The sequence below is a fragment of the Ruegeria sp. CDSC052 genome, from assembly GCF_059610685.1.
The window spans coordinates 336,099-348,542 of record NZ_JBXWOB010000002.1; the positions used below are offsets into that span (position 1 = coordinate 336,099).

Annotated in this window: 12 protein-coding genes; 3 read left to right on the plus strand and 9 right to left on the minus strand. The window is 57.4% G+C overall.

Annotated elements, in window-relative coordinates; all coding sequences use genetic code 11:
- Positions 1-37 precede the first annotated feature (37 nt).
- The 3 genes from AC2FIM_RS07010 (at position 38) to AC2FIM_RS07020 (ending at position 2,521) form a co-directional block, all read left to right on the plus strand.
- Positions 38-520, plus strand: a complete 483-nt coding sequence (locus AC2FIM_RS07010) for a MarR family winged helix-turn-helix transcriptional regulator (RefSeq protein ID WP_496676356.1) — start codon at positions 38-40, stop codon at positions 518-520.
- Positions 521-682: 162 nt separating this feature from the next.
- Positions 683-1,822 (plus strand): LPS export ABC transporter permease LptF, encoded by a 1,140-nt coding sequence (gene lptF / locus AC2FIM_RS07015; protein WP_142635808.1) that lies wholly within the window; start codon positions 683-685, stop codon positions 1,820-1,822.
- Between the two features lie 108 nt (positions 1,823-1,930).
- Positions 1,931-2,521, plus strand: a complete 591-nt coding sequence (locus AC2FIM_RS07020; protein ID WP_271948658.1) for an HD domain-containing protein — start codon at positions 1,931-1,933, stop codon at positions 2,519-2,521.
- On the opposite strand, the gene speB is transcribed toward AC2FIM_RS07020, so the two are convergent.
- From speB to AC2FIM_RS07065, 9 genes are all read right to left on the minus strand, one after another.
- Positions 2,518-3,360 (minus strand): agmatinase, encoded by an 843-nt coding sequence (gene speB / locus AC2FIM_RS07025; RefSeq protein WP_496707964.1) that lies wholly within the window; start codon positions 3,358-3,360, stop codon positions 2,518-2,520. The genes AC2FIM_RS07020 and speB overlap by 4 nt on opposite strands.
- The gene (gene nspC / locus AC2FIM_RS07030) at positions 3,357-4,526 is read right to left on the minus strand and encodes a carboxynorspermidine decarboxylase (RefSeq protein WP_496707963.1); all 1,170 of its coding nucleotides are present in this window, start codon (positions 4,524-4,526) and stop codon (positions 3,357-3,359) included. The genes speB and nspC overlap by 4 nt, the downstream gene beginning before the upstream one ends.
- A 308-nt stretch (positions 4,527-4,834) precedes the next feature.
- Positions 4,835-6,058: a saccharopine dehydrogenase family protein gene (locus tag AC2FIM_RS07035; RefSeq protein WP_496707962.1), complete on the minus strand. Its 1,224-nt coding sequence runs from the start codon at positions 6,056-6,058 to the stop codon at positions 4,835-4,837.
- 21 nt (positions 6,059-6,079) lie between these two features.
- The gene (gene speA / locus AC2FIM_RS07040) at positions 6,080-7,969 is read right to left on the minus strand and encodes a biosynthetic arginine decarboxylase (protein WP_496696199.1); all 1,890 of its coding nucleotides are present in this window, start codon (positions 7,967-7,969) and stop codon (positions 6,080-6,082) included.
- 99 nt (positions 7,970-8,068) lie between these two features.
- Positions 8,069-9,151, minus strand: a complete 1,083-nt coding sequence (locus AC2FIM_RS07045) for a DUF1513 domain-containing protein (RefSeq protein ID WP_496676347.1) — start codon at positions 9,149-9,151, stop codon at positions 8,069-8,071.
- 3 nt (positions 9,152-9,154) lie between these two features.
- On the minus strand, positions 9,155-10,165 hold the full coding sequence (locus AC2FIM_RS07050; RefSeq protein WP_496707961.1) for an imelysin family protein: 1,011 nt from the start codon (positions 10,163-10,165) through the stop codon (positions 9,155-9,157).
- On the minus strand, positions 10,165-11,706 hold the full coding sequence (locus AC2FIM_RS07055; protein WP_496707960.1) for a di-heme oxidoreductase family protein: 1,542 nt from the start codon (positions 11,704-11,706) through the stop codon (positions 10,165-10,167). The genes AC2FIM_RS07050 and AC2FIM_RS07055 overlap by 1 nt, the downstream gene beginning before the upstream one ends.
- Positions 11,666-12,151, minus strand: a complete 486-nt coding sequence (gene bfr / locus AC2FIM_RS07060; RefSeq protein WP_142635826.1) for a bacterioferritin — start codon at positions 12,149-12,151, stop codon at positions 11,666-11,668. The genes AC2FIM_RS07055 and bfr overlap by 41 nt, the downstream gene beginning before the upstream one ends.
- Entirely contained in the window at positions 12,099-12,392 is a 294-nt protein-coding gene (locus AC2FIM_RS07065) for a (2Fe-2S)-binding protein (protein WP_496707959.1), read from the minus strand. The genes bfr and AC2FIM_RS07065 overlap by 53 nt, the downstream gene beginning before the upstream one ends.
- Between the last annotated feature and the right edge of the window lie 52 nt (positions 12,393-12,444).

Sequence of the window (12,444 nt, forward strand, 5' to 3'; positions counted from 1 at the left end):
TCTTGACGTCAAGATAAAGTTGGGCTAGCCAGAACTCATGGATCATGTGGAGCGAATTATCGCGCAGTGGAACAGTGCCCGGCCCGACCTGGATGTGGGGCCAATGGAAACCGTTGGTCGACTGACGCGGTTGGCGGTTCAGTTGCGAAGGGCGATGGAGCATACTTGGGCTCTTCATGACATGAACGCTGCCAGCTTTGATGTCCTTGCCACGTTGCGAAGGTCTGGCAAGCCAGAGGGTCTTTCACCTGGCGAGCTTTTGGAGCTTACAATGGTGACGTCCGGCACAATGACGAATCGCGTCGATCAACTGGTTAAGGCGGGGATGGTCGAAAGAGTGCAAAACCCTGAGGATGGCCGGGGCTTCCTGATCCGTCTTACCCAAAACGGATTCAAAGCGATTGAGGCCGCCGTTTCGGATCATGTAGAGACTCAGCAGCGCCTGGTTCAGGGTTTGTCCCTGCAACAGCGCGATCAACTCAATCACCTGCTCAGATCGTTGTCTGAAACGCTGGACTGATCCGGGCAGGTAAGCATTCTGGATCGGGGTGCCAATTCCGATGTGGCATAAGCCGTTTTAGTGCGCACGGCTCAAATTCTATAATTCTTGGGCTATGCGGTTTCCTCGGTCAGGGGATTGGCATATTGTCCAAACGAATTTCAGGTAGCCGGATGAGGATACATGTCGCGCTTCGATGGATATTTCCTGCGGCAACTGCTGATTCTGTTCGGCTTTTTCACTCTGATTCTGGTGGGGGTTTTCTGGATCACCCGCTCGGTCAGCCTGTTTGACCGTGTCATCAGCGGTGGTCAATCGGCCATGGTGTTTCTTGAATTTACCGCTCTTACTTTGCCGACGCTGATCCGTACGGTGATGCCCATGGCCGTGTTCGCAGCGGCCGTCTATGCCACCAACCGCCTGAGCCGTGAAAGCGAGCTAACGGTGATGCTGGCCACAGGCTCCAGCCCGTGGCGGCTGGCTCGCGCTGTGGTTCTGTTCGGTCTTGTTGCTGGTCTGATGATGGCCTCGATCAGTGTTTTCCTGCGCCCGGCCTCGGTCGATCTACTGGAAAAACGGCAGGCCGAAGTGGCGGGTGACGTCACAGCGCAGTTATTGAATGAAGGCGAATTCCTGCATCCTGCAAGTGACGTGACCGTCTATATTGGGGGAATTGATCTGGACGGGACTTTGCGCGAAGTTTTTGTTTCGGACCGGCGGGATAAAACCAGCCCGGTCAGCTATTCCAGCCAAACAGCTTATCTGGTCAATAACGGCTCGGGCATTCATCTGGTGATGGTTGACGGAGTTGCCCTGCGTCAGGACAGGCAGGGACGTACCCTGTCGTCTACACTGTTTCAGGACGCGTCCTATGACATCTCAGAATTGACGAGTACCGACAACGCGGCCGAGCGAAGCCTCGAGGCCATTCCCACCGCAGAGCTGTTGCGCGACCGGGCTGCGATCGCGGCAGCAGAAGGGTTCACTGAGGGCGCGTTGATCGACGAGCTGCATCAGCGATTTTCGTGGATCACCATTTGTATCGCGGTCGCGATGGCGGGCTATGCAACCCTTATGTTGGGCAGCTTTTCCAGATTTGGCCTGTGGCCACAGATTTTTGGAGCATTCATAATTCTGGTCCTTTTGGAAGGTATGCGCGGCTTTGTGTCTCCGTTGGTGATCGAAGACCCGAAATTGTGGCTATTGCTCTATTTGCCTGCTGTCATGGGCATATTGATCTCGTGCCTGTTTCTTTTGATTGCAGGTCGTCCGCTTCTGCGCGTGCGCGCAAGAAAACACTCGCGGGCATTGTCCCAAGCCTGAAGCTACGGCGCATTTCGGCGCAATGTTCTTCGGCCAAGCTAATTCGTTTTTTCGCTCAGGTTTTCTGCGTTAGGCTGCGGTTGGATGATCAGTCAAAAGGACCGGACCATGCTGGACAAAACCCACAAACCCACCTGGACCAGCTTTGAAGAGGCGACCAAGGCCGATTGGGACGCCGTCATGGAATACGAAGAGGCCTATAACGCCGCGTTGCCGGACAGGATACTGGATGCGATCCGTTCGCTGGACGAGGATTGGACGCCCTATCCCGTGAACCGCTATCAGCACAGCCTGCAGGCCGCGACGCGCGCCTATGAGGATGGGGCGGAAGAAGAGCTGGTCGTCGCAGCGCTGATCCACGACACCGGCGATATCCTGTCTCCCTATAACCATGGAGAGCTGTCAGCGGCGATGATGAAGCCCTATGTCAGCCAGAAAACCCATTGGATCCTCAAACATCACTGCGTGTTCCAGGGCTATTACTACAATCACCACCTGGGCGGAGACCGCAACGCCCGAGACAAGTACCGCGACAGTCCTTATTGGGAGGACTGCCGCTATTTCTGCCATGAATACGACCAAAAGGCGTTCGATCCGGATTACCCGACCAAACCGTTGGAGTTCTTCGAGCCGATGCTGCGCCGTGTCCTAAGCCGCGGCGAGGGGCATATGGAGTTGAACGAAACCGCCGAAGGTTAGCAGGCGGCCATCAGACGGTAGACGATCTGTGCGGCGGTAAAGTCCCAAGCGGCATTGCCGTCCGGGGCGAGTTCGACCACGTCGAACCCCACGCATTTGCGCCCCCGAAGGGCATGCTCGACCAGTTGTAGCGCCTGATAATAGCCCAAGCCGCCGGGCACGGGTGTTCCTGTGGCCGGCATTTGCGAAGGGTCCAGCCCGTCGACATCGAAGCTGACATAGACCAGTTCGGGGAAATCCTTGGGCAGATCGACCGCGTTGATGTTACCGGTGACCAGCTCCTCGGCATCAATGTGGAACACGTTGTTCTTCACCCGGCTCTGCGCCTCTTCGGTCGAAAAGGCCCGGACGCCGAATTGGGCCAGTCGGACGCCTTCTTCGGCCAGTAGATGCATGACCGAAGCATGGCTGTGTTTTTCACCCTGATACGTGTCGCGCAGGTCCGCATGCGCATCAATCTGGACGATCCCGATCGGTTGGTTCAACGCGCGGGCCACGCCCATCACCGCACCGTAGCTCAGCGAATGCTCACCGCCCAGAGTGACCGGTACTTTACCAGCGCGAATGGCGGCTTCGGTGCGCAGGGCAAGGCGTTCCATCACTGCAGGCATAGGGCCGTCACAGTTCAAAGGTTCCTCAGTGAAAATACCCTTTGTGCAAGGCTCGGCAAGGCCGGTGATGCGCTCAAGCTCGTTGCTGGCCTCGATGATCGCCGCCGGGCCACCGGCAGTACCCGAGCCGTAGGATACCGTGCGCTCCAGCGGTACTGGGATTACACGAAACCGGGCGTTTTCGGTCCGTTCCGATGTGGTCAGTTCACTGTCGAGGAAAACGCTCATGAGAGCCTCTCTTTAAAGTCGTCATAGCCGAACTGTTTGATGAGTTTCAGTTCGTCCGTCGCACTGTTCCACAAGGCAATGGTCGGCAAGGGGACGCCGTTGAACGTGTTGGTCTTGACCATCGAATAATGCGCCTGATCGAGGAAGGCAAAACGCTGGCCGATCTGCAGCGGTTTGTCCCACGCATAGTCGCCGATCACATCCCCGGCCAGACAGGAGGGGCCACCCAGACGGTAGGTATGCCCTGCCTCGGCCTCGTCCATCAGGGCAGGGCGATAGGGGGCTTCGATCACATCGGGCATGTGGCATGTGGCCGAGATGTCGGTGATCGCAAGGGCCATGCCATTGGTCGGCAGGTCGAGAATTTCGCCCACCAGAATGCCCGCATCCAGTGCCACAGCCTCGCCGGGTTCAAGATAGACGTCGACGTCATGGGTTTCGCGGATCGCCTTGATGAACGCGATCAACCCATCACGATCATAGTCGTCGCGGGTGATATGGTGGCCACCGCCGAAGTTCAGCCATTTGAGATGACCCAGGAACGGGGCGAGTTTTGGTGCAACGGCTTCCCATGTGCGCATCAAGGGCTCGAACCCTTGTTCGCAAAGTGTATGCATATGAAGGCCGTCCACACCAACCATGATTTCATGGCTTAGTTGGCTGACCGGTGTGCCCAGACGCGAACAGGGCGCGCAGGGGTCGTATTTTGCAATCTCGCCCTCGGAATGTTCCGGGTTGATGCGCAAACCGACCTGCACACCTGCTGCTTGGGCTTTGGCCAGGAACCGATCCTTTTGAGCTATAGAATTAAAGATGACATGGTTGGACAGCGACAGGATTTCATCCATGTCCGCTTCCTTGTAGCCCGCGCAGAAGGTGGCGACTTCGCCGCCATATTCTTCGCGGCCTAAACGCGCCTCATAGATACCGCTGGCGCAGGTGCCGTCAAGATGTTGGCGGACCAGCGGTGCAAGCGAGAACATCGAAAACGCTTTGAGCGCACTCAGCACTTGCGCACCTGACTGACTGCCGACGTCGGACAAGATAGCCAGATTTTGCTCAACTGCTTTTTCGTCGACCACAAAGCAAGGCGTTGGCACGCGGTTGAGGTCGAAATTGCGGAAGGCTCCAGCATCCCCGGCTTGTGTGGTCATCATTTCTGCCATGATAATCCAGTCCCTTTCATTCTAACTGCGGCCCCTTAAAGTTCGACGCAGTTTCAGATGAGGCCCATCATCCAAAGTGGTATAATGAATGACAGGATATGAGTAGTGGTAGCGACAGGATTTTCTACTGCCACAAGAATGCTGGACTTTTCCAAGCGGAACATTTTGACCGTGTCTGTCCTGTACCGCTTCGATAAAATAAGAAGGAGCGCATAGGTTCCGAACATCGACCCGATCAGAATTGCCATTTGCTGATCTGACGACATTGCTTCTATTCGCTCCCTCTTTAATATGATGACGGTTAAGCTTTAGAATTCGACCGGACCATCCAGTTCGTGAACCTGCCATGGCAAGCCATGTGCGTTTAGCATGTCCATGAAATCATCCGGGTCGAGCTGTTCCATGTTCCACACTCCCGGCTGCGTCCAGTTGCCTTTCAACACCTGCGCGGCACCAATCATGGCCGGGACACCAGTGGTGTAGCTGACGGCTTGGCTACCGACTTCGGCGTAGCATTCCTCGTGGTCGCAGATATTATAGATGTAATATGTTTTCTCGCCCGAACCATCCTTGGCCTGACCTGTAGCGATGTCGCCAATGCAGGCCTTACCCTTGGTTTCCGCACCCAGATCGCCGGGATCAGGCAGCAGGGTTTTCAGGAACTGGATCGGGATGATTTCCTTGCCGTCATGCATTACCGGGTCGATGCGGGTCATGCCGACATTTTCCAGCACTTTGGCATGGGTGATATAGGCGTCGCCGAAGGTCATCCAGAAGCGGGCGCGCTCGATCTCGGGGAAATGGGTGGAGAGGCTCTCCAGCTCCTCGTGATACATCAGGTACATGTTTTTGGGGCCGATGGCGGGAAAGTCGAACTCGACCTTATGGGTCATGGCGGGGGAGTGTTTCCATTCGCCAGCTTCCCAATGGCGCACTTCGGCCAACACTTCGCGCAGGTTGATCTCGGGGTTGAAGTTGGTGGCGAATTCCTGATCGTTGCTGCCACCATTGGCGTCCAGCACGTCGATCTGGCGGATCGTATCCAACTTGTGTTTCTTTAACCACGTCGCAAAGACAGACGTCACGCCCGGATCAAAGCCCGAACCGAGGATGGCGGTCAGTCCTGCCTGTTTGAACCGATCCTGATAGGCCCATTGCCAGTGATACTCGAACTTGGCTTCGTCCTCGGGCTCGTAATTCGCGGTGTCGATGTAGTGGATGCCCGCCTCAAGGCACGCGTCCATCAACACGAGGTCCTGATAGGGCAGGGCCAGGTTCACGAGGACCTCGGCACCGGTGTCCTTGATCAGTTTGACCGTGTCCGCGACCTTATAAGCGTCCAGCTCTGCAGTAGCGATATCAACGCCCACACGCTCTTTCACGGCCTTGGCAATGGCGTCGCATTTCGACTTGGTGCGGCTGGCCAGCGTGATTTCAGTGAAGATGTCCGAATTCATCGCCATCTTGTGCACCGCAGCGTGAGAGACGCCGCCCGCGCCGACAACCAGCGTTTTGCCACTCAAAGTTCCCATGGGGTCATCTCCTCTCGGGGGTTATTCGTAATAGGTGTAGCCATTGATCGAGTCGCGATATGCGCTCATCAGGGTTTTGCGGTCTTTGGCCAGCAGAGTACCGGTCGAGATCGCCTCGTCCACCATTTTGCGGAAGGCGGCGACACAGTCGGCCGGATCAAACTCGACATAGGACAGGACCTGACCAATGGTGTCGCCCTCTTGCTCGTGCAGCAGATCGAAACCGCCATCGGAGCGCAGGTCGATGGTAACCACGTTGGTGTCGCCGAACAGGTTGTGCAGATCGCCTAGCGTTTCCTGATAAGCACCAACAAAGAAGACGCCCATGAAGTATTCGTCATTCTCGGGCAGGGAATGTACCGGCAGGCTGGGCGAGACACCGTCGGCCAGAATAAACCGGTCGATCTTGCCGTCGCTGTCGCAAGTGATATCGGACAGCACCGCGCGGCGGTCGGGCGTTTCGTTCAGACCCTGCAGCGGCACGATCGGGTGTAGCTGGTCAATGGCCCAGACGTCGGGCAGCGATTGGAACAGTGAGAAGTTGCAGTGATAGATATCAGCCACTTTTTCCAACTGTTCGTCGACATCCGTGTCGAGCTCATCACTGGCAGCCAACGCCTTGAGGCGGGCCATCAATGACAGATAAATGCGTTCGGCGCGCGCCATCTGGCGCAGGTCGATATATCCGCGGCGGAACAGTGCGCGCAGCTCGTTGCGATAAAAAGTGGCGTCGTTCCAGCATTCCTGAAGACGGTCGCTGGAGAGGTATCCGTGCACGGCGGCAAGGTCCGAGACTAGGTGATGATCATCCGCCTCGACCTCAGGGCCGTCTGGCGCGTCATAAAGCGTGCTTTCCAGCACGTTGAACACCAGCATGGATGAGGTCGCAACGATTGCGCGCCCACTTTCAGTGACCAATGTGGGGTGCTCGACCTCGGCTTCATCCATGGCATAGGCCACGGTTTCGACCACGTTGGCGCAGTATTCTTCGACCGTGTAGTTGATCGAGTTTTCGGCGGCTTTCTTTTCGCCCGTGTAGTCCACGCCCATGCCGCCACCCAAGTCCAGATGGGTCAGCGGTACGCCTTCGCGGGTCAGTTCGGTATAGTATCGGCAGGCCTCACCCACGGCGCGGCGCACGTCATTGACGTCCTGCACCTGCGATCCAAGATGCGAGTGCTGCAGCTTCAGGCAGTGCAGCAATCCGGCGGCCTTCAGCTTGTCCACCGTGGCGACCAGTTGATCGGTGTTCATGCCAAAGGCGGAACGGTCGCCCGAGCTTTCTTCCCATTTTCCGCTGATCTGGTTGGTCAGTTTAACCCGTACGCCGATCAGCGGTTCGATGCCGAGTTGGTTATAGACTTCGATCACCGTGTCGGCCTCTTTCGGGCTTTCCAGCACGATCACCGTATTGAACCCGATTTTGCGGCTGAGGATGGCCAGCTGGATAAACTCGGCATCCTTGACGCCGTTGCAGACGATCAGCGCCTCATTGGCCAGACGATGGGCAAGCGCGACCACAAGTTCCGGTTTCGAGCCAGCCTCAAGGCCATAATTGTACTTCTTCCCAAACTCGACGATCCGGTCGACCACCTGAGCCTGTTGGTTGACCTTGATCGGAAAGACACCGCGATAGCTGCTTTTGTACCCAACCCGGGCAATCGCCTCTGCAAAGCTTTCGTTAATATGGACAATCTCGTGCTCCAGATAGGAGCTGACGCGCAGGATCATCGGAGCTTTGATGCCGCGATCGTCCAGATCACGCAGAATACCGGGCAGGCTGATTGCAGCAGTCTCTGGTGCAAGGGGATTGCGCAGACCGATTTCGCCGTCTTCCGTCACCTCGATGAGGTCTTTGCCCCATTTCTCAACCCCGTAGATGGAATGCGGTGCGTCGGGCGTCTGTTTCAATCAAGTCTGTCCTTAACTTAGGGTGCCTGCTTCGCGCCCGCCAATACGGCAGCAATTCGATTCGTCCAAGTGTAATCTATGTGACGGGTATTTCCGAATTTATACAGGCAGACCAACGGGAACCAGATGGTTATCCCACTGACAATCCGGCCGGGCGGAAATGCGGGCCTTGGCAGTAAGCGCTCCGACCAGCCCGGTGCCTGTGGTGAAAACAAAACCGGAAGGCCCGGCACCCAGGCCGCAAACATCCTCAAGCGGGGTCGTGTCGTTAAGTTGACCGGTCAAGCTGTCGAACCGAAGCAAACTGTTGCCGCGAGGGCAAGTGATGGCGATGGTTTTGCCGTCCCCGGCAAAAGCAATGCTGCCAGCGTAACCCTGCAAGGCACTTTGCACCGATTCCGGGGCTGCAAGCAGGCGCGGAGCCTCGCCTCTTTTGTGCAGTCCCAGCAAAGGCGGGTGGTTTGACTTGTTGCCCTGCCATTGCATTGCAAACCCGACCAGACCGTCGGATCGAACGGCAAGGTGTCGGATCGAATTTTTATGCAGTGTCCGGGGCAACTCTATCTGTTCCAGGACCGAGCCTGACAGACTCAGATAACTTAGGCGCGGTTGCATGATGGGCAGATTCAGCTTGGTTCGGCCCATTTCAGGATGTGTTTCAATGCCGCCATTTGCGATGATCAGAGTTTCCCCATCCGGCATGATCCGCATATCATGCGGCCCGACCCCGCCCGAAGAAAACTCGCCCAACCGCGTGTAGTCCTCCGAGTCCCAAACGCCAATCACACCCTCACCGGCCTCATAGTCGTTTTCGGTGGTGAACAGATGGGTTCCATCCCGGGAAAACACGCCATGGCCATAGAAATGGCGGCCTTTGGGAGCATCCATCCGTGCGGTTTGGGTTCCGCTCTTGCAATCGATCGCCACGCCAAAGGTGCCAGGGCGGCGGGCGAAAGCCACGGCTTGCGCGCGCAAGGGATGCGCCGCAGCGGCATGGCCGCGCGCCGGCAGGGGGAGAGAGAATAAGATACCGCCTTCAGAACTCAGGCCCGCCAGCCGATAGGTGCCGTCCGGAAACAGCGCCGCCGCCAGGAAATCTGGCGCGCCGACAGTCGACCAACCTTGTGTTGGGGCAAGGCTAGCTGCAGCCAGGCCCGCAAGGAATTGACGGCGGCTTGTCATGGCTTAGTCCCCGTCCAGCGAATTGAATCCGGCACTGATACCCAAGGTCGGGCCCAGCTCGGTTGCTGCAATCGTGAGGATGTCGTTGATCATCTGCTGCAAGGCTTCGACCCGTATCCGACCCGAAGGTGTCGAGACACCGGCCAGTGTAGGGTCGTCTAACTCACGCGTGCGGATGATAGCCTTGTCGAACGCATTATCCAAATCAGCGGCAATCTGCGGATGATCTGCGGACAGCCCGGTGGCCAGATCGCGCAGCGTGATCAATGACAGTTCGACCTGGCGTAGTGACCGTTCAGACCTGCGCGCTTCGGCCCGATTGGGACGGGGGCGCTCTAGGGTGCCCATGGGGCGTCCAAGGCGTGTTTCGGCAGTGAATTCCAATCCGGTGATCAGAGCTTTGTAAAGTTCCTGCATGGCCTCATCAGCAGACCGGTAAGGACTATCTCCGCCGGGCATGGTCAGGTTGGCAGAGAAAGGTTGCCAGTCGTGGTCCATCGCCTTCGCATTGCGGTTTAAATCTGCAGCAATCGCCCGGATCAAAGCGCATCGATAGGCCCTGTCACCCTGATCCGCGAGGGCTGGGTCGAATAGCATCAATTCAAGTGCAAGAAACCCGCGTCCCGCGATCGAAGCCTCGGCATAAGCCTCGGGGGTGTCAACCACCGCGTCTTGGGTGGCAATCAGGCCGGATAGGGTTTTGGGTGTAAACCCTTTTGTGTCTGGCCAGAATGCCATCGCAAATGCGCGGTCATCGACCTCGGAGGGGCCAAAGCGCAAGTGGCTTACCGTGACCCAGCGGTCGAATGCCAGGTGATAGGCTGCACGAAGGTTCGGTGAAGCGGCTATGCAATCCGCCTGCGCTGCCGCATCCAGCGCAGCTGTTGCGTCAGATAGCTGTGCGTATCCGGGGAGAATGTGCCCTTCAACAACATCTGTCAGGATCTGGCTGGGATTTTGCGCCAAGGCTGACAGGGGCAGAATAAGGGCAATGGCCAGGCCGAGGGCACGCATCAGAGGCTCTCCAGAAAGCGGATCAAAGCGTCGCGGTCGGGTTTGGGCATCGAGACAACGGTGTCGCGCGCCGTCTGCGCCTCTCCGCCGTGCCACAGAACGGCCTCCAGCAGCGATTGCGCCCGCCCGTCATGCAGGAATTGGGTATGACCCGAGACCTGCTCGGTCAGGCCGACACCCCAAAGAGGTGGCGTGCGCCATTCCCGGCCTGTTGCCCGCGCTTCGGGGCGGTTGTCGGCCAGACCATCGCCCATGTCGTGCAACAGCAGATCGGTATAGGGCCAGATCAGCTGAAAACTGTGCTCGGGCCGGTCGTCCATCCGGTGGGTGACATAAGACGGCGTGTGGCACGAGGTGCAGCCGGTATCGAAGAACACCTGCTTGCCGTGCAGGACCTGCGGGTCACCGATATCGCGCCGCGCGGGTACGCCCAGATTGCGGCTGTAAAACGCAACGAGGTCCATGCCCAGTTGGTCGATTTCAAACACGCGGTCATCGTTGTCCCCATGGGGCGCGCCAACGCAATCCACCTGCAATTCCGTACACTCCCCATGGCCAGCAGGGTAAAGCGGGCTTGAGATGCCGATATCCCCTGCAAAAGCTGCAGCAGACTGCTCCATTATCGTAGGCATCCCGGCTTTGTGGCCGAACCGGCCCATCATCGGTTCACCGTATTCGGTTGACCAAACGATGTTGGGGCGGCCGGAAATACCATCGCCATCCGCGTCGTCCGGGTCGGCCTTTGCCAGCAGGTCCGCGACCGGAATCGCTTCAAGCAATCCCAGACCGATCATCTGTGGGGCCACGCGCGGGCTCAGCATCGCCTCGGGGTGCAGCGGGCCATATCCAAGATCCGCCGCGGTATAGGTCGGGCTGCGGAGAATGACCGTTTCGCCGTCTGATAGCGCGACAGGAAGGTTTTCATAGGTGATGTCCAGCCGGTACTCGGCGGGGTGGCCCGCGAGGGCCAGATCCTGCATCTGCCCGCCGTAATTGGGTTCGGGCTGAGTGGCGATGTAGTCCGCGATTTCATCGATTGTGCCGCCACCGGGGATTGAGACCCGAAGGAACATCGAAACAGCCCCGTCATAGGGCCCATTTGGTGTGTGGCCGCGCCCGTCCTTGATGTGACACCGTTGGCAAGAGCGCGCGTTGTACAATGGCCCCAAGCCGTCCGAGGCCAGGGTCGAGGAAGGCGAAGACACCCAGATTTTCTTGAACAGCCCGTTGCCGACCTTGAAATCCAGTTCCTGTTCGAATTTCAGATTGCCCGAAGGTTGCGAAAATGCATCTGCGTCCTGACGTGCCCTTACGGTTGCGGCACCGGCGGGCAGGTCCTCGAACCGTTGCGCGGCGTCGAAATCCGTGGGCGCGGCGATCACATCCGCGATCCGGGCCTTTTCATCTTCGGTTCTGGGTTGGAAGTTGAGATGCAGATCCTGCAGTTCAGCGGACAGGATCGGGGTGGCTGCAATCGCAGCCACCGCTACAAGCGAGAGCTTACTCGCCTTCGTCCATTTTCGATGCGTTAAGTTGCGCATAATTGGCTTCGCCAATCCTTTCGTACAAATCAAGCTGTGTTTCGAGGAAGTCGATATGGCCTTCTTCGTCACTGATCAGGTTCTCGAACAGAGACATAGTGACGTAGTCGCCCGCCTCTCGACAATATTCACGGGCCTCAACGTACAGGGCACGCGCATCATTCTCGGCAGCCAAATCACATTCCAGAGTTTCCTTCGGGGTCTGTCCAATCCGAAGCGGGTCCAGTTTCTGCAGGTTGGGGTGACCTTCCAGAAAGATTATGCGCTCGATCAGCTTGTCGGCATGACCCATCTCTTCGATGCTTTCCTCACGGCTTTTCTTTGCCATGTGGGTCAGGCCCCAATCCTCTTGCAGACGGTAATGCAGCCAATACTGGCTGACTGCCGTCAATTCATGCCGCAGAGATTTGTTGAGGTATTCTATGACTTTGGGATCGCCCTTCATCTACACTCTCCTGTGATGCCTTGGTGCGTAATACACAAAGCTGCATGGGGACTTCCAGATTATCGCTGGCGCGCATGGTGTCTAGGAAAAGCGGCATGCATCCTCCACAATCCGCTGATTTTCCAAGGGCATGATAGATCTTGCCAGGGGTTATGACTGCCCTAGGGTCGGAAACGCGCATCCAGTCGATGGCGGCATGAATCTCGGTGTCTGTGATCTTGGTGCAATGGCAGACGATCATGGAGGTGGCGCTCTGGTTTGTATTCTGACTATATTAGTCAGTTATTAAGTGC

Bases quoted from the DNA above. Each gene is read 5' to 3' on its own strand.
- AC2FIM_RS07010 (WP_496676356.1), top strand. From the start codon at position 38: ATGGATCATGTGGAGCGAATTATCGCGCAGTGGAACAGTGCCCGGCCC.
- lptF (WP_142635808.1), top strand. From the start codon at position 683: ATGTCGCGCTTCGATGGATATTTCCTGCGGCAACTGCTGATTCTGTTC.
- AC2FIM_RS07020 (WP_271948658.1), top strand. From the start codon at position 1,931: ATGCTGGACAAAACCCACAAACCCACCTGGACCAGCTTTGAAGAGGCG.
- speB (WP_496707964.1), bottom strand. From the start codon at position 3,360: ATGAGCGTTTTCCTCGACAGTGAACTGACCACATCGGAACGGACCGAA.
- nspC (WP_496707963.1), bottom strand. From the start codon at position 4,526: ATGGCAGAAATGATGACCACACAAGCCGGGGATGCTGGAGCCTTCCGC.
- AC2FIM_RS07035 (WP_496707962.1), bottom strand. From the start codon at position 6,058: ATGGGAACTTTGAGTGGCAAAACGCTGGTTGTCGGCGCGGGCGGCGTC.
- AC2FIM_RS07045 (WP_496676347.1), bottom strand. From the start codon at position 9,151: ATGACAAGCCGCCGTCAATTCCTTGCGGGCCTGGCTGCAGCTAGCCTT.
- AC2FIM_RS07050 (WP_496707961.1), bottom strand. From the start codon at position 10,165: ATGCGTGCCCTCGGCCTGGCCATTGCCCTTATTCTGCCCCTGTCAGCC.
- AC2FIM_RS07055 (WP_496707960.1), bottom strand. From the start codon at position 11,706: ATGCGCAACTTAACGCATCGAAAATGGACGAAGGCGAGTAAGCTCTCG.
- bfr (WP_142635826.1), bottom strand. From the start codon at position 12,151: ATGAAGGGCGATCCCAAAGTCATAGAATACCTCAACAAATCTCTGCGG.
- AC2FIM_RS07065 (WP_496707959.1), bottom strand. From the start codon at position 12,392: ATGATCGTCTGCCATTGCACCAAGATCACAGACACCGAGATTCATGCC.